Source organism: Sinorhizobium medicae (assembly GCF_007827695.1).
GTDB lineage: Bacteria > Pseudomonadota > Alphaproteobacteria > Rhizobiales > Rhizobiaceae > Sinorhizobium > Sinorhizobium medicae.
The window spans coordinates 27,228-46,610 of the sequence record NZ_VITA01000012.1; the positions used below are offsets into that span (position 1 = coordinate 27,228).

Consider the following 19,383-nt stretch of genomic DNA (forward strand, 5'->3'; position numbering starts at 1 on the left):
ATATCCGGAAGCAGCGTTTATATATAGCTCATCGAAACTTGCTTGTGACCTTTGTCTACGCGCCGACGCGCTTCGTCAGATTTCCTCTCAAATATCGATCAAACCGGGCCGATATTCGTCCGGAAACTCTAGCGATTGAAAGGAAATCGTTATGAACTCAGGCACCGTAAAGTGGTTTAACAGCACCAAGGGCTTCGGCTTCATCCAGCCTGACGATGGCGCGACGGACGTGTTCGTACATGCCTCCGCCGTTGAACGCGCTGGAATGCGCTCGCTCGTAGAGGGCCAGAAGGTCACCTTCGACATCGTCCGCGACACGAAGTCCGGCAAGAGCTCGGCAGACAATCTGCGGTCTGCATAAATTCGTCATTCGCCTCCGCTGACCACGGATGTACTGGCAGGGAGCGCTTGAATGACGGGGCGCCCTTGCGCGTCTGAAAAGACGCGCGGCGCTCAAGAGGAGGTCGGGGTAACGCCCGGCCTTTTTTGCTTGTGGCGCCTTTGGGCGGCATGGACGAAGGAGACGATCATGAGCCGGAACACATATAGCGTTGGCGACTCGGTTGTTCTGAGAGCTGACCTTACGCGCACGGCAGCCGCCGATCGTACCTGCCGCATCGTTTCGATCCTGCCCGCGGCCGAGCACGGGGAAGCCCAGTATCGGGTGCGGTTCGGAACCGAGAATTTCGAGCGCCGTATCTTCGAGCACGACATCGATCCTTCGGAAACGGCTTCGCCGGTTCAGGAACACGGCAAGGCGTCATCGGTCGACGGCAAGCCCTGGTTCAAGCCCTTGAGCACCAGGGCGCGAAAGTAAAGAACTCAAATAGCAATCTTATTACAACGGAAAGGATCTATTTTGCAGGTACTCGTCAGGGACAATAACATCGACCAGGCTCTTCGTGTTCTCAAGAAGAAGATGCAACGTGAAGGCGTCTTCCGCGAAATGAAGATGCGCAGCGCCTACGAAAAGCCTTCCGAAAAGCGCGTCCGCGAAAAAGCTGAAGCTGTCCGCCGTACGCGCAAGCTCGCGCGCAAAAAACTGCAGCGCGAAGGCTTGCTGCCGGCGCCGAAGAAAGTCGCCCGCGCGCGCTGAAGCGCGCCGGTCCGGCTCTCGCCCGACTAGCCGACAGTTCTCGCGACGCGCCCCTTGGCGCGTCGTTTTCATATCTCGTTCCTTTCGTCCGAAGGGTTTGATCGTCTGCCGAATCCTCCTTCGGCCTGGCCCGACTAGCGCTTTTCCGCGAACGCGGCCTCTAAACCTTTTCACTCCCCCAGGCCCACACCGCCGCCACGCAGATCGCCATCTCCGCTGCGAAGGTCCAATGCAGAATGAAATTCAAGTACCAGGGCTGGTATCGCGCCGGTATCTCGACGAGGTTGAAGCGGATATCCGAAAAAGGATAGAGCCAGCGGATGTCGGCGGCTATGGAATCGAGAAAGAGGTGCAGGAGCACATTGGCAAAAGCAATCCCGACGAAGATCAGATATTGCCGCTTGCCCGCCAGACTTAGCGCCAGAACCGTAAGGGCCGCGGCCGCCAACCAGAACAATGGTGCATGGGTCCAGTAGTCGTGGTGTGGCGTACGCCGGCCGTCGACAAGGTAGAAATAGAAGAGATCGAGGTCCGGGGCGAGCGAGAAGATCAGTCCCACGGCCAGCGCCGGACGCCAGATGGTCTCGCGCTTGCGGACGATGCCCCGGGTGAGGAGGTAACCGGCCGGCAGATGGGCAATGAACATTTCAAGATCCTGGCTGGCAGCTTCGGGGATGCATTCCCTCGCTTATCAGGTTGATTTCCGGCGAATTGATGACAACCATAAGTTTATCGGAGATGCATCAAAAAGTCGGCCTGACTCTCCTTGTTCAACGCCGCTCCTCTGCGCGATTGCGCCTGTGGCTGTTGCCGCTATGCTGGCCGAATGGCGCCATACCGCCTCGGCAAAGGACACTCCGATGACGCTCACGCTCTATCTTCATCCGCTTGCGTCTTTCTGCCACAAGGTGCTCGTTGCGCTTTACGAGGCGGGCACGTCGTTCACGCCGCAGATCGTGGATTTCGGAGACCCCAGTGAGCATGCGCGCTATCTGGAGGTCTGGCCCGTGGGCAAGATCCCCGTGTTGCACGACGATGCGCGCGGCAGAACGGTGCCGGAAAGCTCGGTAATCATCGAATATCTCGACCAGCATTACCCCGGGGAACAACCGCTGATCCCACGCGATGAGGCGCTGGCACTCGAAGCGCGGCTCTGGGATCGCTTCTTCGATCTCTACGTTCAGGTGCCGATGCAGAAGATCGTCACCGATACGCTACGGGCCTCCGGCGAAAACGATGGCCGCGGCGTCGCCGATGCGCAAGCGGCGCTTGCAAGCGCGTATGATCTTGCCGAACGGCACTTCCACGACCGGCTTTTCGCAGTTGGAGAAGATTTTTCGATTGCCGACTGCGCCGCCGCTCCCGCCCTCTTCTATGCCGGGATCGTGGTGCCGTTCGACGACACTCATCCGAACCTTGCGGCATATTTCGAGCGGCTGCTTGCGCGTGCCTCCTTCCAGCGCGCACTGGCCGAAGCCCGGCCTTATTTCCCGCTGTTCCCCTATAGGGATGCGATACCCCCGAGATTCCTCTAACAACCTTACTCGACCGACAACGCAAGGAGCGAGACAATGGAATATCGTCAGCTCGGCCGATCCGGCCTCAAGATCTCGACCATCACCATGGGCACGATGACGATCGGCGGTGGCGGCAAGTTCGCCCAGGTCGGCGACGTCGGTGTCGCGGATGCCAGCCGCCATGTCGACCTCTGCCTGGATGCCGGCGTCAACCTCATCGATACGGCCGACATCTATTCAACCGGCGTCTGCGAGGAGATTATCGGCGAGGTTCTTGGCGGAAAGCGCAAGGACGGCGTGCTGATCGCCACAAAAGCACGCTTCTCCATGGGGCCGGGTCCGAACGACGGCGGCCTTTCGCGCCACCACCTGATCAGTGCCTGCGAGGCGAGCCTCAAGCGCTTGAAGACCGATGTGATCGACCTATACCAGGTGCATGAATGGGACGGCCAGACGCCGCTCGAGGAAACGATGGAAGCGCTCGATACACTCGTGCGGCAGGGCAAAGTTCGCTATATCGGCTGCTCCAACTATTCGGGCTGGCATATAATGAAGGCCCTCGGCGTCAGCGCCCTCGATAAACGCCAGCGTTTCGTCAGCCAGCAGATTCACTACACGCTGGAAGCCCGCGAGGCCGAGTACGAGCTGGTCCCGATTTCGATCGATCAGGGCCTTGGCATTCTCGTCTGGAGCCCGCTCGCCGGCGGCCTTCTTTCAGGAAAGCACAGGCGTGGCCAGTCGCCGGAAGGCACACGCCAGCTCGCCGGCTGGAACGAGCCGCCGATCCGCGACGAGGAACGGCTGTGGAAAATCGTCGACATCCTGGTGGCGATCGCGGCCGAACGCGGCGTGTCACCGGCGCAGGTCGCCCTCGCCTGGCTGATCGGCCGCCAGGCCGTCACCTCCGTCATCATCGGTGGTCGAACCGAGCAACAGTTCCGCGACAATCTCGCCGCCGCCGGCCTGAGGCTCACCGAAGAGGAACGCGAGCTCCTCGAGGCCGTAAGCCGGCCGCCGGTCATCTATCCGTACTGGCATCAGCTCTGGACCGCAAAGGACCGGCTCGGCAAAGCCGACCTCTCGCTTCTCGGACCGCATGTGTGAGTGACAGCACCTCTGAATTCGCGGCCGCCCCTCATGAGCTTGCTTACGCCGCCTGTGCAACCTCGCCGCGGACGAGGTCGCCGAGTCGGCGGATGCCCTCGTCGATCATCCTGCCGTTGGCGCAGGAGAAGCTGAGCCGCAGCGTGTTTTCACCTGAGCCGTCAGCGAAGAAGGCGCGGCCTGGTACAAAGGCCACCTTGGCTGTCTCGATCGATTTGGCGAGCAGCTCCGCGCCATCGGTGCCCTTTGGCAAGGTTACCCATATGAACATGCCGCCTTCGGGCTTCGTCCAGGTGACGCCAGCAGGCATGTATCTCTCGAGCGCCAAGAGCATGGCGTTGCGGCGCTGCCTGTAGGCCCCGTGAATTTTCTTCACCTGCTCATCGAAGCCGCGCTCGGCGACCGTCGCGATCGCCATCTGATTGATCGTCGAAGAGTGAAGGTCCGCGGCCTGCTTCATCAGCACCAGCTTGCGGATCACCGGCTCGGCGGCACAGATCCAGCCGACGCGAAGGCCCGGCGCCAGCGTCTTCGAGAAGCTGCCGCAATAGATTGTGCGGGTGTTGTTTATGTCGCCCTTGCGGGCGATCTCCAACGCCAGGATCGGCGGAACCGCCTCGCCGTCATAGCGCAGCGACTGGTAGGCCGCATCCTCGATGACGGCGATGTCGAGCTCCTCGGCAAGCGCGAGCACACGCTCGCGACCGGCGCGATCCACCGTCTCGCCGGTCGGGTTGGCGAAATCGGCCGAGAGATAGGCGAACTTGACGCGCCCACCGCCTTCCTCGGCCGCCTGGGCATAGGCCCCCGGCGTGCGATTTCCGGCGGGGTTCAGCTGATCGTAGGTCGGCTCGTAGGCGTTGAAGGCCTGCAGTGCACCGAGATAGGTCGGCCAGGTCACCAGCGCCGTATCTTTCGGCGACAGAAACAGTTTGCCGAGATAATCGAGCCCCTGCTGCGACCCGGAGGTGATGAAGATATTGTCGACGCTCGCCGGAATGCCGATTGCCGCCATCTGACCAGCGAGCCACTCGCGAAGCGGGCGATAGCCCTCGCTTACCGAATATTGCAGTGCTGCGCCGACGGTCGGGCCACCGAAGATTTCGGCATACGCTTCCTTGAACGCATCGTTCGGAAAAAGCTCCGGGTCGGGAATACCGCCGGCAAACGAGATGATTTCGGGACGATCCAGCAGCTTCAGCAACTCACGGATTTCGGAGGCTCTCATCCGGTTCGAGCGCGTGGCAAAAATGCTTTCCCAGTTCAGCATGGAGGTCCTCCCGATTGCATTCTTGGAAGAGGACCACAGCGCTGGATTTATGTCAATATTCCTGACCTATCTGGCAGCTCTCATTCGGCGGTTGACCCGTTGCCCTGCCAAATCCGGCAAAGCAGGCAGCCTTCGCCTGTCGCCTGTCGCCTGAGCTTGCACGGGAGGGCACCTGCTGCAAAACTGATCGACCGAACGAGGAGGACGCCCTTGCCGCCATTCGACAGCGACCACACGAGCCAGTTCTACCGCGAGAACGCCGCATGCTATGCAAGCCGTCCGCGCCGCGCGCCTGACACCCGGCTGGACACGTTCCTTTCGCGCTTGAGACCCGGCGCAGCCGTGCTCGAACTCGGCTGTGGAGGCGGCCAGGACAGCGCCTATATGATCGCAAAGGGTTTCGACGTGACACCGACGGACGGCTCTCCGGAGCTTGCGGCCGAAGCGTCTCGCCTGCTCGGAAGAAAGATTGCCGTCCTGCGCTTTGAAGAATTGCGCTGGCGCGACGCCTTTGACGGCGTTTGGGCAGAGGCATGCCTGCTGCATGTTCCGCGCGCCGGTCTAGTCGGCGTGCTGGGCCGCATCCTCGATGCGCTCAAAGACGGCGGCGTCCTGGCGGCAAGTTTCAAGTCCGGCAAGGCAGAGGGTCGCGACTGCTTCGGTCGTTTCTTCAACTACCCTTCGAGCGACGTTCTAGTGCGGCTCTTTGATGAGGCAGGTTGGCCGGAAGTGGACGTAGCCGAAACGGAAGGAAGCGGCTATGACGGCGCACCCACCCTTTGGCTCCATGCTACAGCCGTCAAGCTGCGAAAGTAGCTTGACCTCACAAGCAGTCATCGCGCCTGCACTCCGGTCAGTGCGACCGGGCAAGAAGCCGTGGCTATTTCAAGCCTCACCCTCACCGAAATAGCTGCAGACCAAAAGAAAAGAGATCCCAGCCAGAATAAGCAAATCGAAGAGAGCGAAGTGCTGCATGATCGTGGCCATAGTGCTCCTCCTATCCACTATGGCATGAAAACACGAAATTCCGTTTTTTGGAAGGAATACCTAGAATATAGACTAAAAACAGGAACAATATTCTATATTTATTTTGCATCGCAATATTCTTATTGCAGTGCAAAAGTAATCAGCCGATCCGCAAGGACCTCGCGCAATCTTCACGCACGAACCCTACCAGTTGACATGCTCGGGCTTGACCCGAGGATCCATTCGCGAACCTCACCAAAGCTGCGGATCGCACCAGTCCGGCTTTCTTCTTGATGAGTTCGTCCTTCTATGCCGCAGCGATGCTTTTGATTAGATCCTCGGGTCAAGCCCGAAGATGACGAATGGTGGCGTAGCGCATGAGAAAGCCGCGGCGAGGTCCGTGCATCCATCGGCTGGTGGTCTGCATTGCGAACGGCCGAGGCAGTCGGACGTCGTGCAAACGTGTCGCGACATCCCGCCCGTCATCCTCTTGTCAAGCCGTGTCCGGCCCGCAGTTGACGGAAGAGGAGGCGCATAGCCGTTTCCGACTCGCTGCAATGGGATCAATTCCGGCTTTCGGAGAGAAGCGGAAATACCTAGGCCGGCTGTACCGACTTCACGCTGCCGCTGCCGTCTACGATGCAGGTGAACCTGCGACCACCCGCATCGAGGTCGACGCTGTAGCTCGTTGCATCGATCTGTCTGGAGCTCGTGGGCAGGACCTTTGCGCCCCCGGCCTGGGCAACGACAGCATTCGCGCAGAGGAGTTGCAGGTCTGCAGGGGCCGTTTGGAGGCTCGTGCGCGCCATTTCCTGAGGTTCCGGATTCGATTGGCATGCGGCAAGAAGCGAAGCCGCTGCCAGCACGCACGCTTGAATTGGACGTCTTCCCACTTTACTCGTCGGCAAATTCCCACCCTCCGATCTCGTCGTAGCGACAGCCTGCAACTTCCCGCTCTCACCCGACCGGCCCCGGTCACCGGCCTTTTCCGGGTCACACGCCCTTGTAGAGCGCGGCCCCCTGCATCAGCACGATGACCTTCGCGCCCACGTCGACGCGCGAATACAGGTCGATGATATTGTCATTGTTCATTCTTATACAGCCGGAGGAGACGTCGAGACCGATCGTCCAGGGCTCCACCGTACCATGGATGCGGTAGATCGTATCGCTATCGCCCTCGTAAAGGTAAAGCGCTCGGGCGCCCAGCGGATTGTCCGGTCCGCCGGGCATGCCGCCTGCCCATTTTGCCGCATTCGGATCGCGTGCGACCATTTCGGCCGGGGGCGTCCAGGTCGGCCACTCGGCCCTGCGCCCCACCCGGACGATACCCGCCCAACCGAAACCTTCGCGGCCCACACCGATGCCGTAGCGAATCGCCTGACCACCCGGCTGGACCAGATAGAGGAAATGCTGGTTGCCATCGATGATAATCGTGCCCGGAACTTCCGCCGTGCGAAACGGCACCATCTGTCGGCGAAAGGCCTCGGGAACCTGATTGTTTCGCGAGAAATACTGTCGCGCTTTCCTCTTGTCGTAGTTCACCCATTTCTTTGTCTTGGAATCGTAGATCTGTGTCTGGGCAAGCGCTGCAAGCGGAATAAGGCAAAAACCGAGGAGAAGCAGCGCCTTTCCAAATTTGCGGCGGCCGACAGATATCTTCGGGAACTCCTGGCTCATCGTCATTTCGCCCATCCGTCGATCCGTTCCGCGTGGCTTTCAACCCACTTCCTGGCGTAGTCCACCGGCGTCTGCCGCTCGACTTGGAGCGCATAACTCATCGCCGTCACTTCATCCGGGGAGAAGTCCACATTCTGAAGGAACTGCGCGACTTCGGGATGTTTCTTTGCAAAAGCCGTCGCATAGCCGATCTGGAACTGGCCCGCGTCCCAGGCCGTGGACGCGCTCGACTTGCTGACCCATAGCGGATCGTTCGGCGGCGCGATTTTCCATTTGGAAGGATCATGGGGCGGCTCCTCAAGCCGGGAGATCTGGTGCAGCTTGAAAACATGATGCGGAGCGTAGCAGTAGAAGACCATCGGCCGCGCCGTCGCGATTGCCGCATCCACCGCCGCCATTGCAACATCTTCCTTGGCCTCGACAAGCGTCAGGTTTGCCGCATAGCCATAGCCGGCCGCCCGCGCACGTTCGATTCCGGTCGAAAGCCATTCGGCGGCGCCGATCCACATTTCTCCGCGTCCGTCACCGTCGGTGTCCAGGAATTTCGTCTTGGCCGGGTCGCCGAGATCCGCAACGGTCTTGATCGTCGCGGCCGCCTCCGGCGTGGCGCAAATCCCCTGCCATGCAGGTACCGCACGCGTACTCAGCGTCACGGCGCCCTTTTCGGTCACGAACTTGCGGACGAGCTCGTCGAAATTTGGCCGCCAAACCTCCGGCTGGATGTCGATTTCGCCCTTCTCTAGGCCGACGAAAGCGTTGAGCGTACCGAGTTCCCGCACCTCCGCATCGAGGCTGAATTTCTTGGCGATGCCGAATTTGAGGATGTTCGCCGCCGCCTGACCTGACGGCCACGGCGGCATCGCGATTACCAGATCCGCCGCGGCTGCCGGCGCAGTCATCGCTACCGCCAGCGCCGCCGCGCAAAAGAACTCTCCGCCTCTCCTCATAGTACCCCCCGAAAAGGTTTACCCGGACGTCTTCTTTATGCGAATGCTTGCTGAACTGGCTTTCTTTCGCGGGCAGAATGCACGGCTTGCCGAGTCCCGTCAACTTCTGGTTACAGCGGCTGCATCGGTCACCTGCCAATGCCGGCCGGACCTCACCGGGCGGAGCCGCGCACCGCCCATCGGATCCCCGCCGCAACCGCAATTCCGAGCACGGGCCAGATCGCCCAGAATCGCCCCTCCCAGGAAAGGAGGTTGACCGCGACGGCCGCAGATCCGACGGCCCCGAGCAGGGCAAGCCCGCGGTCGAATTGCGTCAACCCGCTTATCTGGCGAAGCACGGCGATCAAGGCGAAAGCAAACAAGGGCCATCTCGCCCAGAACTCCCCCTCCCACGAAGCGAAATTTATGGCGACGACCCCAGCCGCCGCCACGCCGAGGACACCGAAAATGCGGCGGTCCGTCCTTGATAAGCCCCCGGCTGGCACCCCTTCTGCTCCTGTGTCTGCGGCCAGGTTCTCGCGATCGGAAGGGGCGCCCTGTCTTCCCCAGCCGCCGCTGGCTTCCGGCAATCCCGGACCTTCCGCCGCTCCGATCTGAACCGCGTAACTCGGAACGCCGCCATCGATATTCTTGACCGTCAGCGCGCCGAGAAATTCGAAGCCGACGGCCAGCTTGTTGCGGACCTGGTCATAGACGGTGCTGGATATCACTATGCCACCGGCCGGCGCGGAGCCTTGCAGGCGCGCCGCGATATTGACGCCGTCGCCGTAAAGGTCATCGCCGTCAGCGATCACATCACCGAGATTGATGCCGATGCGATAGTCCATTCGCGCTTCGCTCGGGCGCCCGGCATTCAACCCGGCCAATTCGTTCTGGACGTCTATTGCCGCCCTCACCGCTTCCACGACGCTCGGAAATTCCGCGATCAGGCCATCGCCCCAGGTGTTGACAACCCGACCCTCATGCGCCTCGATCAGGCGCGCCATGGCATCGCGGCTGCGCTTCAGGGCCGCCAGCGTCCCCTCTTCGTCCTTCCCCATCAGGCGCGAATAATCCTGCACGTCGGCACAGAAGATGGTCGTCAGCTTACGGCGTGTTCTTGACATCGGATTTCGCCCTCGCTCGGAGTCGACGGCAGGTCGGCGCCTTGCGGGCAGCATAGCGAGGCCGTGGTGAATCTCAATGCCGGTGGCCGGAGCAGCGGCGGGCGGCAGTTTCCTGTGCTCCTTCTCGCTTCTCTAAAGGAACTGATCCACCCGTCGGCGGTTTGGGCTCCGTGTGTCGCAAGAAGCGACGATACTGGAGGTTACAGATGTTGAGAAAAGTATTGATTGCAGCCGCGATATCCGCCGCCGGCATTTCCCCTGCCTTCGCGCAGGCCGACATGGTTTGCGACCAGGCAGGCATGACGAAGCTCGAGACTGACGTGGGTCAGATCACCGATACGGGCCGCAAGGAGATGGCGCAGAAGGAACTCGCCATGGCGAAAGAAGCATTGGCCGCGAATGACCAGGAAAAGTGCAAGTCTCACATGGCGAATGCCATGAAAGGCAATGATCCGATGTAAGCGCTGCAATTCCTGAACGGAAAGCCGGAGCGCGCTCCGGCTTTCCTTCTTTTCATTGAAGGCAGATCTTAGTTCTTCGCCTTGTCGACCAGCTTGTTCTTGCCGATCCAGGGCATCATTCCGCGCAGCTTGGCGCCGACTTCCTCGATCTGATGGGCGTCGTTGACGCGACGAATGCCCTTGAAGCGAGCAGCACCGGAGCGGTACTCCTGCATCCATTCCGAGGTGAACTTGCCGGTCTGGATGTCCTTCAGCACGCGCTTCATCTCGGCCTTGGTTTCTTCGGTGATGATGCGCGGACCGGTGACGTATTCGCCCCACTCGGCCGTGTTGGAGATCGAGTAGTTCATGTTGGCAATGCCGCCTTCATAGATCAGGTCGACGATCAGCTTGACTTCGTGCAGGCACTCGAAATAGGCCATCTCCGGCGCATAGCCGGCCTCGACCAGCGTTTCGAAACCAGCCCGGATAAGCTCGACCAGACCGCCGCAGAGAACGACCTGCTCACCGAAGAGGTCGGTTTCGCATTCTTCCTTGAAGTTGGTTTCGATGATGCCCGAGCGGCCGCCGCCGACGCCGCAGGCATAGGAGAGCGCGAGGTCGAGTGCATTGCCGGAAGCATCCTGATGAACGGCAACAAGGCAGGGAACGCCGCCGCCCTTCTGGTATTCGCCGCGAACCGTATGGCCCGGGCCTTTCGGGGCGATCATCACGACATCGACCGAAGCCTTCGGCTCGATCAGGCCGAAATGCACGTTCAGGCCGTGCGCAAAGGCGATCGCTGCGCCGTCGCGGATATTGCCGGCGATTTCGGCCTTGTAGATATCGGCCTGCAGTTCGTCCGGCGTTGCCATCATCATCAGGTCGGCCCAGGCCGCAGCTTCGGCAACCGTCATGACCTTGAAACCATCCGCTTCGGCCTTCTTTGCCGTAGCTGAACCCGACTTCAGCGCGATGGCGACGTTCTGCGCTCCGGAATCCTTGAGGTTCAGCGCATGGGCGCGGCCTTGGCTGCCGTAGCCGATGATGGCGACCTTCTTCGACTTGATGAGGTTGAGATCGGCATCACGATCGTAATAGACGCGCATCGAATTTTCCTTCCCTTTGCTTGTCTGTTTCGCTTTGGCAGCCGAAAAATACGGCCGCCCTACTCTTTCGCGCCGTAAAGCGTGAGAAAGGCGTCGACCGCCCGCTCCGCCCTGCGGCTGAAATCCTTCTTCAAACGACCCGGCTCCTCCCCGAGAAGCATGCGCAGATGCCAGTCGGAGACGACGAGCCCGTAAAGCGCGCCATAGGCCTCGTCGGAGTCATCGAAGGCCAGCAGACCGGCCTTGCGCCCCGCTTCCAGCAGCGCACCCGCTCTGCGTCCGATCTGGCGCCGGCCGCGTTCCTGCAGCATGTGCCCGAGCTTCGAGCCTTCCCGGCTCGCCTGCCCGATCGCAAGGCGGTTGAGCGCCAGCGACACGTCGCCTGCCAACACGTCGAGAAGGTCCCTGGCGAAGGTGACGAGATGCACCCTCAAGCTGCCGCCGTCCAGCTTTGCGCCGGCAACGTCGAGTGTGCGTACCTTGCTCGCCTGAAAGGCGATCATTGCCGAAAGGAGCCCCTCACGGTCGCCGAACCACTTGTAGAGGCTCTCCTTGGAGCAATTCGCGGCGCGCGCGACACCCGCGGTCGTCAGAGCCTTTTCGCCGCCGTCGACAAGCAGCCGCAAAGCCTGCTCCAGCACCGCTCCCTGGCGCTCGGTCAGGCCGCTTCCGGCATCTGTCTCTTTCATCGCTCTGACGCTTTGCATCCGCTGACGCCCCATCAGTACCGTACGGTACGGTTCGTGGGGTTCTATTCTGCCCGGACAGGGGCGTCAAGCCGGATTTTCATTGAGAGGGAAGCAAAGCTTCACCGACGCAGGTCAACTGGGACTGACTGTTCGGGCGCTTCGTGTTTTTGATGGTCGGCGCCTGATCTCACACGACGGACCGACAAGAACTGTCGGCGCTGCAGATGCCTGGCTTCAGCTTGTCGAAGTTCACGTCGCTGCTTGCCGGTGAACGGCCGATCTCCACAGGAAGCTCGCGCTAAAGCGATCGGCATTCCTCGCCATGCGGGAGCGCCTCGAGTCGAATCCGATGAATTTTAGACCGGCCCACCCGATCTGAAATCATCGGGTTGGAGAAAGTAACGTTTTCCGGTCCGGAAAGGACCCCTTGCGCTCGCAATCAGATATTTCGGGCACCTGCGATCAGTTCCCACCGCCTGCCGTTCGACTGGGATTGCCGGGCGAAATAATTATAAGGGGTGCGTGACCAATCTCTGACCGAATTGGTCCTGTTGTCGAGAACCAGGTCACCTTCGCTCGTGCGGACGGTGAGAACCGTGTGGCCCTCCCCACGAAAGAGCGCAACCGTGAGTAGCAGTGCCGATGCGGGCCAGCCGCGCTTCAACAGCTCTCGCTTCTTGAGGATTGCGAAGTCCTCGCAGTCTCCGTAAGCGGTCGGCACGCGCCAGTCATCGTCCTTGCCGACGTTTGCGCGGTCGCTGCGTTCGCGGATGCTCGCATTGACGGCGCTGTTGATCTGTTTGAGCTGGCTGATTTTATCCGGAGCAAGAACGACCGCCTTTTCGCCGCCGCCTGTGCTGCAGAGGCGTGGCTCGCGGACGCAGAAAGATGCGAAGGCGGGCGGTGCGAAAGCCTTGCCGGAAGTCCTCATGGTTGTACCGGCATCTGCAGCCCCCGGGGCTCCAATAAGCAACAAAAAGACTGTCTGCGCAATGAAGCGTTTCACGAGGCGTTCTCCAACGACGGGCACAAGTCCCCCGATCCGACGTAGAGACTAGCTAAGATAGATTAAGCCATGGTTGATAACCCGAAATGAGGCCGCGATATGGCGATCTACTAATATTTCGTAAATTGACCACAGTTAATTTTAATTCAATTCTAAAAAGTATTTTTAAAGTTAATGTTTTAAGGAGTATAGAAATGAAAAGAATTAATAGATCGATATTTCGAACATTCTTCATACTCTCCACGGCAACGATCGGCGCCGTCGTGGTTACGACGGACGCAGACGCAGTACAGCGCCAGCGCATGACTGCCCGTCAGTGCAGCCCGCTTTCGGAAGCCAACTTCGCGGCATGTTGCGTTGCAATAAACCGCTCAAAAATCCTTACTCCTGCGCAGATTAAAATGTGTCCGCCTCTGACGACGGCAACCATCGGTGCTGGCACCGGACGGCACGATCGCAGCGATTCCACCGCAAGCGGCCCAATGAGAGGTGGCGGCAAGAGCGGCGCCAGCCGGGGTAGTGCTGGTACAGTCGGCAGTGGCGGCGGTGGCGGCGGCAGTGGCGGCGGTGGAGGCGGCGGTGGCGGCGGCGGCGGCGGCGGCGACAACGGCGGCGGCGGCGGCGACAACGGCGGCGGCGGCGGCGACAACGGCGGCGGCGGCGGTGGCGACAACGGCGGCGGCGGCGGCGGCGACACCGGCGGCGGCGGCGGTGGCGACAACGGGGGCGGCGGCGGCGGCGGCGACACCGGCGGCGGCGGCGGCGGTGCCGACAACGGCGGCGGCGGCGGTGGCGACAACGGGGGCGGCGGCCAGGATCCCGGCAAAGGTGGTCAGGACGGCGGTAAGGGCGGTCAGGACGGCGGTAAGGGCGGTCAGGACGGCGGCAAAGGCCACCAGGACAATGGCAAGGGCGGCAAGGACGGAAAAGGAAAAGGCGGGAAGGACAAGGGCGATAAGTGAGCGGCAACGGCCACGGCCACGCTGCGACGACGGAAGTCCCTGGCATATGCGATAACAGCGACGCCAACGTTGACGGCTTGCGTGTCGGCACGAACGGCACGAACTGGATGAAGCGGGCGGGCACCGTCTCCGCCTGTTTCCTTCCAAGTATATGACCCAAATAAGCGATATTGGCGTCAGCCAAAATTGCCGGGTAGCAGCCAGACTGGGAAAGCGGCAAGCCGGGGCGCTTGTTCAGCAACGTCAACGGAAACTCTCGAAGGGCGGCTCCCGCAGGTGTCGCCCTTTTCTTCTTCGGCATTGAAAATGAACGGATTGCGCAAGCTACGACAACCTTTCACTAACTCCTGGCCTCGATAATGCCGCCGCAATCGAGGACCGAATCGCATGACCAAGACCAATCCCAAACGACGGAAGCGCAGCACGCGACGGAAGAGCAGCCAGAATGGTATGGGCCGCTGGTATCTCGCGGCCGCAATCATCGTCGGAGGGATCGTCGCTTACGATCACCGGGGGGAACTCGACCGTCTGGCCAGTACATCGCAGCTGACGGCACTACTTTCGCCGGACGAGGAACTCACTGAGAAAAAGGTTCAAGCTAAGAAGAACGCCGAGAAGAGACCGCCAAAGAAGGTGGAACTCGCGACCATTCCGATCCCTGTCCGTCCAAAGGAACATACGGGATCCATAGCGCAGAAAGCGGCCTTGATCCCGCCAGCACCCGTCAAGCCGCCAGTGGCCCATTCACTCGAACAGGCTGGCCAGCGGCCACCCGAGAGCGACACCTTCTTTTTTTGCGGTATTCGGCACGACAATTGCGTCCTGGACGGCGACACGTTCCTGTTCAACGGGCAGAGAATTCTCATTGCCGACATCGACGCACCGGAAACGAAGCTTGCGAAGTGTGACGAGGAACGATCGCGCGGCTCCTACGCCAAGGCACGGTTGCGCGAGTTGCTGAATGCAGGAAACTTCGCCCTGGTGGCATCCGAATCCGCCCCGGGCGATGAGCCCGGCAAGCGGCGGCTCGTCGTCAGAAACGGCAGATCGCTTGGAGACATTCTCATATCGGAGGGACTCGCCAAAAAGCGTAGCGGGCGGCCCCAGTCATGGTGCGGCCAGTCCACCGCCCGCGTATCCGGTTGAAGCCGCCGGGAACAGGCTGCGGCGCTGTAACGGGAACCTTTATGCGTAGCGGCGGTGATCCGACAGAACGGCGTCGATGATCCGCCGCGACTTTTCAACCTCCCGTCGATCGGTGCCCGGCATCTCGGCAGCGACGATCAGCGCCTTCCACAACGTCCATCCTCGGCCACGCGCCCAGGTCCCTTCGTCGAGCCGGAGAGCGGCACGGAATGCGGTACGACTCGTCTCCTCGAACATCGTCCAGGCGATCGACAGATCACAAGCCGGATCGCCCACGCCCGACGTTCCGAAATCGATCACGGCGCTCAAACGGCCATTCTCAACCAAAAGATTGCCGGCGGCGACATCGCCATGGAACCAGACGGGAGCCCTGTCCCAGGCAGAAGCAAGTGCGGCCTCCCACACCAGGCGCGCGGCGTGGACGTCGATCCTGCCTTCAAGCGCGTCGAGCGCCCAGCGCGTTTCGCGGTCATAGACGGTCAATGCTCCGCCCCGGAAGAAGTTGTGCTGGCCGGGCGGCGGGCCGCCCTGGGCGTCGATCCGTTGCAGCGCAGCCAGAAATTCGCCGATTGTTGTTGCGAAGCGGCTGAGATCGGCAATTTGCGCCCGCGTGGCGATCTCGCCGTGGCGCCACTCATAGACCGACCAGTGCCAGGGATATCCCTCGCCCGGCCTGCCCATCGCCAGCGGAACGGGCACAGGCAGCGGCAGGGAAGGCGCGAGCCGGGGCAGCCATTCTTGCTCCTTTTCCACCTGGAGCGCGTAGTGAGCGGCGCTTGGTAGTCGCACGGTCATGTGCTTACCGAGGCGAAAGGTTCTGTTATCCCACCCGCCGAACTCGACCGGCCTTACGGGCAGATCCGCCCACTGTGGAAACTGTGTTGCAATCAGTCTCCTGGCGAGAACCGCGTCGATCACGGGCATGTCGGTGTCAGACATGGAAATACCGCACTCTGATCGTGAAGGCACCCAGCTTGTAACGAAAACATCGGAGTGGGCAACCCCGCCGGCCCATACCAACTGCTGCATCGATCAAGCGTCAATACGTATCAGCCCGAGCACACGTGCGGTCGCCGAGTAGAAGGCTCGCCTGGCCACAGGAGGAAATGCCCTCGCCCGCAGTCACTTATCCCCTCGAAGCGTGTCCTTCTGCGTGATCAGCCGTGCGCTGTGCTGACCGCTCAGATAGGTCCATAGCCAGCTCCACGCCACGGCAAAGCGGCTGCGGGTGCCTATCAGGAAGTAGATATGGGCGATGCCCCAGATCCACCAGGCGAGCGAACCCTTGAGCTTGATCCTGCCGAAATCGATGATCGCCGCACGCTTGCCGATCGTGGCGAGGCTCCCCTGGTGCCGGTAGCGGAACGGACCTGGCGCAGGCGAACCGCCAAGCCGGCAACGGATGACCTGGGCAACATAGGCGCCCTGCTGCTTGGCGGCCGGTGCGATGCCGGGCACCGGCTTGCCGTCTCCCTGGATGACGGATGCCGTATCGCCGACGATGAAGATGTTCGGGTGATCCGGCGCCGACAGGTCGGGGCCGACCTTTGCGCGGCCGGCACGATCCGCCTCGACGCCGACCCACTTTGCGGCGGGCGATGCCTGGACCCCTGCCGCCCAGACAAGCGTTCGGCTCGGCACGAAGCTTTCACCGATAGTGACCCCTTCTTCGGTGCAGTTGGTTACGGGCGTGCCCGTGCGCACCTCCACGCCCAGCTTCTCCAGCTCGCGGGAGGCATAGGCGGATAACTTCTCACTGAATGCGGGGAGAATGCGCGGGCCTGCCTCCACAAGCACCACCCGAGCCAGGCGCGTGTCGATCCGGCGGAACTCGCCAGGCAGCGTTCGATGCGCCATTTCGGCGATGATGCCCGCAAGCTCTACTCCTGTCGGTCCTGCTCCGATGATCGTGAAGGTCAGTAGCGCATCGCGCTCGGCCGGATTCTCTTCCAGTTCCGCCTGCTCGAAGGCAATGAGCACGCGCCGGCGAATGGTCGTCGCATCCTCCAGCGTCTTCAGCCCAGGCGCAACCGGTGCCCATTCGTCGTGGCCGAAATATGCGTGCGTCGCCCCGGTCGCCAGCACCAGCGTGTCGTAGGGAACCGATTGTCCATCCGCCAGCATCACTTCCGCGGCACTCGGATCGACGCCGACGACCTCACCAAGCAGCGTCGTCACCTCCTGCCGGTCACGGTAGAGCCGGCGGATCGGCCATGCGATTTCGGAGGTCGCAAGCACCGTGGTCGCCACCTGGTAGAGCAGCGGCTGAAACAGGTGATGGTTACGCCGATCGATCAGCGTAACTCTGACTGGCGCGCTCTTGAGGTCGTTGACGAGTTGCAGACCGCCGAAACCTCCACCGATCACGACGACATGATGTCTTTCCTGCATGCTCTTCGTTCCCCTTACATTTGCCCTAATCCGCGTAGCCGACGGGCACTGCGGTACCGCTTTTCAGGACTTCCATGGAAATCGAGGCGGAAACGTCGAACAGCTCCACCTTTCGCACGATCTGCTTGTAGACCACGTCATAGTGCTCGACCCTCGGCAGCACCACCTTGACGATGTAATCGTAATTGCCCGTCAGCCGATGCGCCTCGACGATCTCCGGTATGTCGCTGATCGCTCTCCGAAACTTTTCTATCCAGTCGTCGGAATGATGCGCCGTCTTGATCAGCGCAAACACTGTCGTCGGCACGCCCATCTTCTCGCGGTCGAGCACGACGATGCGCCTGCTCACATACCCCGCTTCCTCGAGCCGCTGAATGCGCCGCGAGCAGGCGGAAAGAGAAAGGCTCACCCGCTCGGCAAGATCGCTCATCGGGACGCTCGCATCCTGCTGCAAAAGCATGAGCAGCTTCCGGTCTCTATCGTCTAGCACGCTCCGACTCCTTGCCTTTAACGCGGCATGCGCCGAAAATTTGCGCCTTTCATATTTTTAACGCAAATACTGCGCGAAAAAATACAGAGGGACGCCGGACAAAGCAACCGCATCCAACCCCACCCGCATGATAATCTAGCAGTGGAACGGAGAAGGTGACGAAGCGTTCCCGAGGGTTCGCAGCACAAGAGCAGGGAACGAGATAATGGAAATGCGCAAAATCGGCCTCATCGGCGGCATGAGCTTCGAAAGTTCGGCTGTCTATTATCGAATGGTCAACGAAGCCGTACGCGAGCGGCGCGGTAAACTGCATTCCGCGGAAGTGCTTCTGCATTCCGTGGATTTCCAAGGGATCGTGGACCTTCAAAAAGCCGGCCGCTGGGATGAGGCCGCACTGCGTCTTTCCGATGTTGCCCGCGGGCTCGTCGCCGGTGGGGCCGATTGCATTTTGATCTGCACCAATACGATGCACCTGATCGCGGATGCGGTGCAGCGCTCGGTCGATGTTCCGTTGATCAACATCATCGACGAGACGGCCCAACGCCTAAAGAGTGCCGGCAGCCGCAAGCCGTTGCTGCTCGCCACCCGCTACACGATGGAACACGGCTTCTATGCCGAGCGCATGAAAACCCATGGCATCGATCTGATGGTCCCTGACGCCGCCGGCCGCACGCTGACCCATAATGTCATTTTCGACGAGCTCTGCGCCGGCCGGGTACTGGACTCCTCGCGCGACGCGCTAATTGCGCTCATCGAAAAAGCAAAGGCGGATGGCGCGGATGCCGTCATTCTCGGCTGCACCGAAATCTGCCTCATTCTCGATCCTGCCAATCTGCCGATCCCGGGCTTCGATTCAACCGCCATTCACGCCGAGGCGGCTGTCGAGTTCGCTCTCGGAGGACCGAGCATCACCCGCGCCGCTTGAGCACGAGGTCGCGGCAGCGGATGGGCAGCCGCCCATCCGACATCATGAATTTGCGGGCGCCCGCATGAACTGTTCGAATGCGAGACGCTTCATGCCGGCGCGTCGAACGCCGTACGCGCCTTTCGGATCGCGTCGTGATTCTCGAGCGACCAGTCGACAAAAACTTTTAAAACGGGCAGAAACGAGTGGCCGAGATCGGTAAGGCTGTATTCCACGCTCGGGGGCTGCGTCGGATAGACGGTGCGGTTCAGATAACCGTCGCGCTGAAGATCGCGTAGCGTCTGCGTCAGCATCCGTTGCGATATGTCTGGAATCAGCCGTCTGAGTTGCGAGAACCGCAACGGGCCGTCGGCGAGCGACAGGATCATCAGCGAATTCCACTTGCCGCCGATATTGTCCATCACGTCACGCACCGGACAATTGTCGATATCGAAGGGTACGCCGCAGATGACTGCCACCCGCTCGCCCTTCACCGCAGCCGTCGCTTTGTTCATGGCGGTACCCATTTCGTAACCACGGCAGAAAAAACTGCCTCCTTTACA

General features: G+C 61.0%; 23 protein-coding genes. 10 read left to right on the top strand and 13 right to left on the bottom strand.

The genetic code is table 11. The features are described from left to right. The first annotated feature begins 151 nt into the window (after positions 1 to 151). The 3 genes from FB009_RS20000 (at position 152) to rpsU (ending at position 1,096) form a co-directional block, all read left to right on the top strand. Complete coding sequence (locus FB009_RS20000) at positions 152 to 361, top strand: cold-shock protein (RefSeq protein WP_011976082.1); 210 nt, start codon at positions 152 to 154, stop codon at positions 359 to 361. Between the two features lie 168 nt (positions 362 to 529). Further along, positions 530 to 817: a hypothetical protein gene (locus tag FB009_RS20005; protein ID WP_011976083.1), complete on the top strand. Its 288-nt coding sequence runs from the start codon at positions 530 to 532 to the stop codon at positions 815 to 817. A 42-nt stretch (positions 818 to 859) separates the two neighbouring features. Next, positions 860 to 1,096, top strand: a complete 237-nt coding sequence (rpsU, locus tag FB009_RS20010) for a 30S ribosomal protein S21 (RefSeq protein WP_011976084.1) — start codon at positions 860 to 862, stop codon at positions 1,094 to 1,096. Positions 1,097 to 1,256: 160 nt separating this feature from the next. Here the strand turns inward: rpsU and FB009_RS20015 are convergent, their stop codons facing one another. Beyond that, a complete protein-coding gene (locus tag FB009_RS20015) occupies positions 1,257 to 1,742 on the bottom strand; it encodes a metal-dependent hydrolase (RefSeq protein ID WP_011976085.1) in 486 nt (161 codons plus the stop codon). Between the two features lie 214 nt (positions 1,743 to 1,956). Here FB009_RS20015 and FB009_RS20020 point away from each other — a divergent pair, with 214 nt between their 5' ends. Then, a complete protein-coding gene (locus FB009_RS20020) occupies positions 1,957 to 2,631 on the top strand; it encodes a glutathione S-transferase family protein (protein WP_011976086.1) in 675 nt (224 codons plus the stop codon). Between the two features lie 36 nt (positions 2,632 to 2,667). Next, the gene (locus FB009_RS20025) at positions 2,668 to 3,717 is read left to right on the top strand and encodes an aldo/keto reductase (protein ID WP_011976087.1); all 1,050 of its coding nucleotides are present in this window, start codon (positions 2,668 to 2,670) and stop codon (positions 3,715 to 3,717) included. Positions 3,718 to 3,760: 43 nt separating this feature from the next. Here the strand turns inward: FB009_RS20025 and FB009_RS20030 are convergent, their stop codons facing one another. After that, positions 3,761 to 4,987 carry an aminotransferase-like domain-containing protein gene (locus FB009_RS20030; RefSeq protein ID WP_011976088.1) on the bottom strand — a complete coding sequence of 409 codons (1,227 nt, stop codon included), beginning with the start codon at positions 4,985 to 4,987 and terminating at the stop codon, positions 3,761 to 3,763. A 210-nt stretch (positions 4,988 to 5,197) separates the two neighbouring features. Here FB009_RS20030 and FB009_RS20035 point away from each other — a divergent pair, with 210 nt between their 5' ends. Continuing rightward, positions 5,198 to 5,803, top strand: coding sequence for a class I SAM-dependent methyltransferase (locus tag FB009_RS20035; RefSeq protein WP_011976089.1), 606 nt, complete (start codon positions 5,198 to 5,200; stop codon positions 5,801 to 5,803). A gap of 746 nt (positions 5,804 to 6,549) precedes the next feature. Here the strand turns inward: FB009_RS20035 and FB009_RS32785 are convergent. From FB009_RS32785 to FB009_RS20055, 4 genes are all read right to left on the bottom strand, one after another. Beyond that, complete coding sequence (locus FB009_RS32785) at positions 6,550 to 6,900, bottom strand: hypothetical protein (protein WP_011976090.1); 351 nt, start codon at positions 6,898 to 6,900, stop codon at positions 6,550 to 6,552. A 46-nt stretch (positions 6,901 to 6,946) separates the two neighbouring features. Further along, entirely contained in the window at positions 6,947 to 7,645 is a 699-nt protein-coding gene (locus FB009_RS20045) for a L,D-transpeptidase (RefSeq protein WP_028054194.1), read from the bottom strand. Next, positions 7,633 to 8,577: an ABC transporter substrate-binding protein gene (locus FB009_RS20050; protein ID WP_011976092.1), complete on the bottom strand. Its 945-nt coding sequence runs from the start codon at positions 8,575 to 8,577 to the stop codon at positions 7,633 to 7,635. The genes FB009_RS20045 and FB009_RS20050 overlap by 13 nt, the downstream gene beginning before the upstream one ends. A gap of 152 nt (positions 8,578 to 8,729) precedes the next feature. Beyond that, on the bottom strand, positions 8,730 to 9,683 hold the full coding sequence (locus tag FB009_RS20055) for an adenylate/guanylate cyclase domain-containing protein (protein ID WP_011976093.1): 954 nt from the start codon (positions 9,681 to 9,683) through the stop codon (positions 8,730 to 8,732). A 206-nt stretch (positions 9,684 to 9,889) separates the two neighbouring features. Here FB009_RS20055 and FB009_RS20060 point away from each other — a divergent pair, with 206 nt between their 5' ends. Further along, entirely contained in the window at positions 9,890 to 10,144 is a 255-nt protein-coding gene (locus tag FB009_RS20060; RefSeq protein ID WP_011976094.1) for a hypothetical protein, read from the top strand. A 68-nt stretch (positions 10,145 to 10,212) separates the two neighbouring features. On the opposite strand, the gene ilvC is transcribed toward FB009_RS20060, so the two are convergent. The 3 genes from ilvC to FB009_RS20075 form a co-directional block, all read right to left on the bottom strand. Further along, complete coding sequence (gene ilvC, locus FB009_RS20065; RefSeq protein WP_011976095.1) at positions 10,213 to 11,232, bottom strand: ketol-acid reductoisomerase; 1,020 nt, start codon at positions 11,230 to 11,232, stop codon at positions 10,213 to 10,215. 59 nt (positions 11,233 to 11,291) lie between these two features. Then, complete coding sequence (locus FB009_RS20070; RefSeq protein WP_011976096.1) at positions 11,292 to 11,939, bottom strand: TetR/AcrR family transcriptional regulator C-terminal domain-containing protein; 648 nt, start codon at positions 11,937 to 11,939, stop codon at positions 11,292 to 11,294. Positions 11,940 to 12,360: 421 nt separating this feature from the next. Further along, positions 12,361 to 12,951: a transglutaminase-like cysteine peptidase gene (locus FB009_RS20075; protein ID WP_011976097.1), complete on the bottom strand. Its 591-nt coding sequence runs from the start codon at positions 12,949 to 12,951 to the stop codon at positions 12,361 to 12,363. 170 nt (positions 12,952 to 13,121) lie between these two features. Here FB009_RS20075 and FB009_RS20080 point away from each other — a divergent pair, with 170 nt between their 5' ends. After that, a complete protein-coding gene (locus tag FB009_RS20080; protein WP_145161932.1) occupies positions 13,122 to 13,889 on the top strand; it encodes a hypothetical protein in 768 nt (255 codons plus the stop codon). Positions 13,890 to 14,276: 387 nt separating this feature from the next. Beyond that, on the top strand, positions 14,277 to 15,035 hold the full coding sequence (locus FB009_RS20085; RefSeq protein WP_011976099.1) for a thermonuclease family protein: 759 nt from the start codon (positions 14,277 to 14,279) through the stop codon (positions 15,033 to 15,035). A gap of 39 nt (positions 15,036 to 15,074) precedes the next feature. Here FB009_RS20085 and FB009_RS20090 read toward each other — a convergent pair whose 3' ends face one another. From FB009_RS20090 to FB009_RS20100, 3 genes are all read right to left on the bottom strand, one after another. Beyond that, on the bottom strand, positions 15,075 to 15,974 hold the full coding sequence (locus FB009_RS20090; protein WP_011976100.1) for an aminoglycoside phosphotransferase family protein: 900 nt from the start codon (positions 15,972 to 15,974) through the stop codon (positions 15,075 to 15,077). A 183-nt stretch (positions 15,975 to 16,157) separates the two neighbouring features. Beyond that, positions 16,158 to 17,426, bottom strand: coding sequence for an NAD(P)/FAD-dependent oxidoreductase (locus tag FB009_RS20095; protein ID WP_011976101.1), 1,269 nt, complete (start codon positions 17,424 to 17,426; stop codon positions 16,158 to 16,160). 25 nt (positions 17,427 to 17,451) lie between these two features. Beyond that, the gene (locus FB009_RS20100) at positions 17,452 to 17,916 is read right to left on the bottom strand and encodes an Lrp/AsnC family transcriptional regulator (protein ID WP_018011899.1); all 465 of its coding nucleotides are present in this window, start codon (positions 17,914 to 17,916) and stop codon (positions 17,452 to 17,454) included. Between the two features lie 205 nt (positions 17,917 to 18,121). Between FB009_RS20100 and FB009_RS20105 the strand changes: the two genes are divergently transcribed. Then, on the top strand, positions 18,122 to 18,841 hold the full coding sequence (locus FB009_RS20105) for an aspartate/glutamate racemase family protein (protein WP_011976103.1): 720 nt from the start codon (positions 18,122 to 18,124) through the stop codon (positions 18,839 to 18,841). Positions 18,842 to 18,930: 89 nt separating this feature from the next. Here the strand turns inward: FB009_RS20105 and FB009_RS20110 are convergent, their stop codons facing one another. Beyond that, a complete protein-coding gene (locus FB009_RS20110) occupies positions 18,931 to 19,335 on the bottom strand; it encodes a winged helix-turn-helix transcriptional regulator (protein WP_011976104.1) in 405 nt (134 codons plus the stop codon). Positions 19,336 to 19,383 lie beyond the last annotated feature (48 nt).

Coding starts and splice junctions, on each gene's coding strand:
- FB009_RS20000 (WP_011976082.1), top strand. CDS start 152: ATGAACTCAGGCACCGTAAAGTGGTTTAACAGCACCAAGGGCTTCGGC.
- FB009_RS20005 (WP_011976083.1), top strand. CDS start 530: ATGAGCCGGAACACATATAGCGTTGGCGACTCGGTTGTTCTGAGAGCT.
- FB009_RS20015 (WP_011976085.1), bottom strand. CDS start 1,742: ATGTTCATTGCCCATCTGCCGGCCGGTTACCTCCTCACCCGGGGCATC.
- FB009_RS20020 (WP_011976086.1), top strand. CDS start 1,957: ATGACGCTCACGCTCTATCTTCATCCGCTTGCGTCTTTCTGCCACAAG.
- FB009_RS20025 (WP_011976087.1), top strand. CDS start 2,668: ATGGAATATCGTCAGCTCGGCCGATCCGGCCTCAAGATCTCGACCATC.
- FB009_RS20030 (WP_011976088.1), bottom strand. CDS start 4,987: ATGCTGAACTGGGAAAGCATTTTTGCCACGCGCTCGAACCGGATGAGA.
- FB009_RS20045 (WP_028054194.1), bottom strand. CDS start 7,645: ATGGGCGAAATGACGATGAGCCAGGAGTTCCCGAAGATATCTGTCGGC.
- FB009_RS20050 (WP_011976092.1), bottom strand. CDS start 8,577: ATGAGGAGAGGCGGAGAGTTCTTTTGCGCGGCGGCGCTGGCGGTAGCG.
- FB009_RS20055 (WP_011976093.1), bottom strand. CDS start 9,683: ATGTCAAGAACACGCCGTAAGCTGACGACCATCTTCTGTGCCGACGTG.
- FB009_RS20060 (WP_011976094.1), top strand. CDS start 9,890: ATGTTGAGAAAAGTATTGATTGCAGCCGCGATATCCGCCGCCGGCATT.
- ilvC (WP_011976095.1), bottom strand. CDS start 11,232: ATGCGCGTCTATTACGATCGTGATGCCGATCTCAACCTCATCAAGTCG.
- FB009_RS20070 (WP_011976096.1), bottom strand. CDS start 11,939: ATGCAAAGCGTCAGAGCGATGAAAGAGACAGATGCCGGAAGCGGCCTG.
- FB009_RS20080 (WP_145161932.1), top strand. CDS start 13,122: ATGAAAAGAATTAATAGATCGATATTTCGAACATTCTTCATACTCTCC.
- FB009_RS20085 (WP_011976099.1), top strand. CDS start 14,277: ATGACCAAGACCAATCCCAAACGACGGAAGCGCAGCACGCGACGGAAG.
- FB009_RS20090 (WP_011976100.1), bottom strand. CDS start 15,974: ATGTCTGACACCGACATGCCCGTGATCGACGCGGTTCTCGCCAGGAGA.
- FB009_RS20095 (WP_011976101.1), bottom strand. CDS start 17,426: ATGCAGGAAAGACATCATGTCGTCGTGATCGGTGGAGGTTTCGGCGGT.
- FB009_RS20105 (WP_011976103.1), top strand. CDS start 18,122: ATGGAAATGCGCAAAATCGGCCTCATCGGCGGCATGAGCTTCGAAAGT.
- FB009_RS20110 (WP_011976104.1), bottom strand. CDS start 19,335: ATGAACAAAGCGACGGCTGCGGTGAAGGGCGAGCGGGTGGCAGTCATC.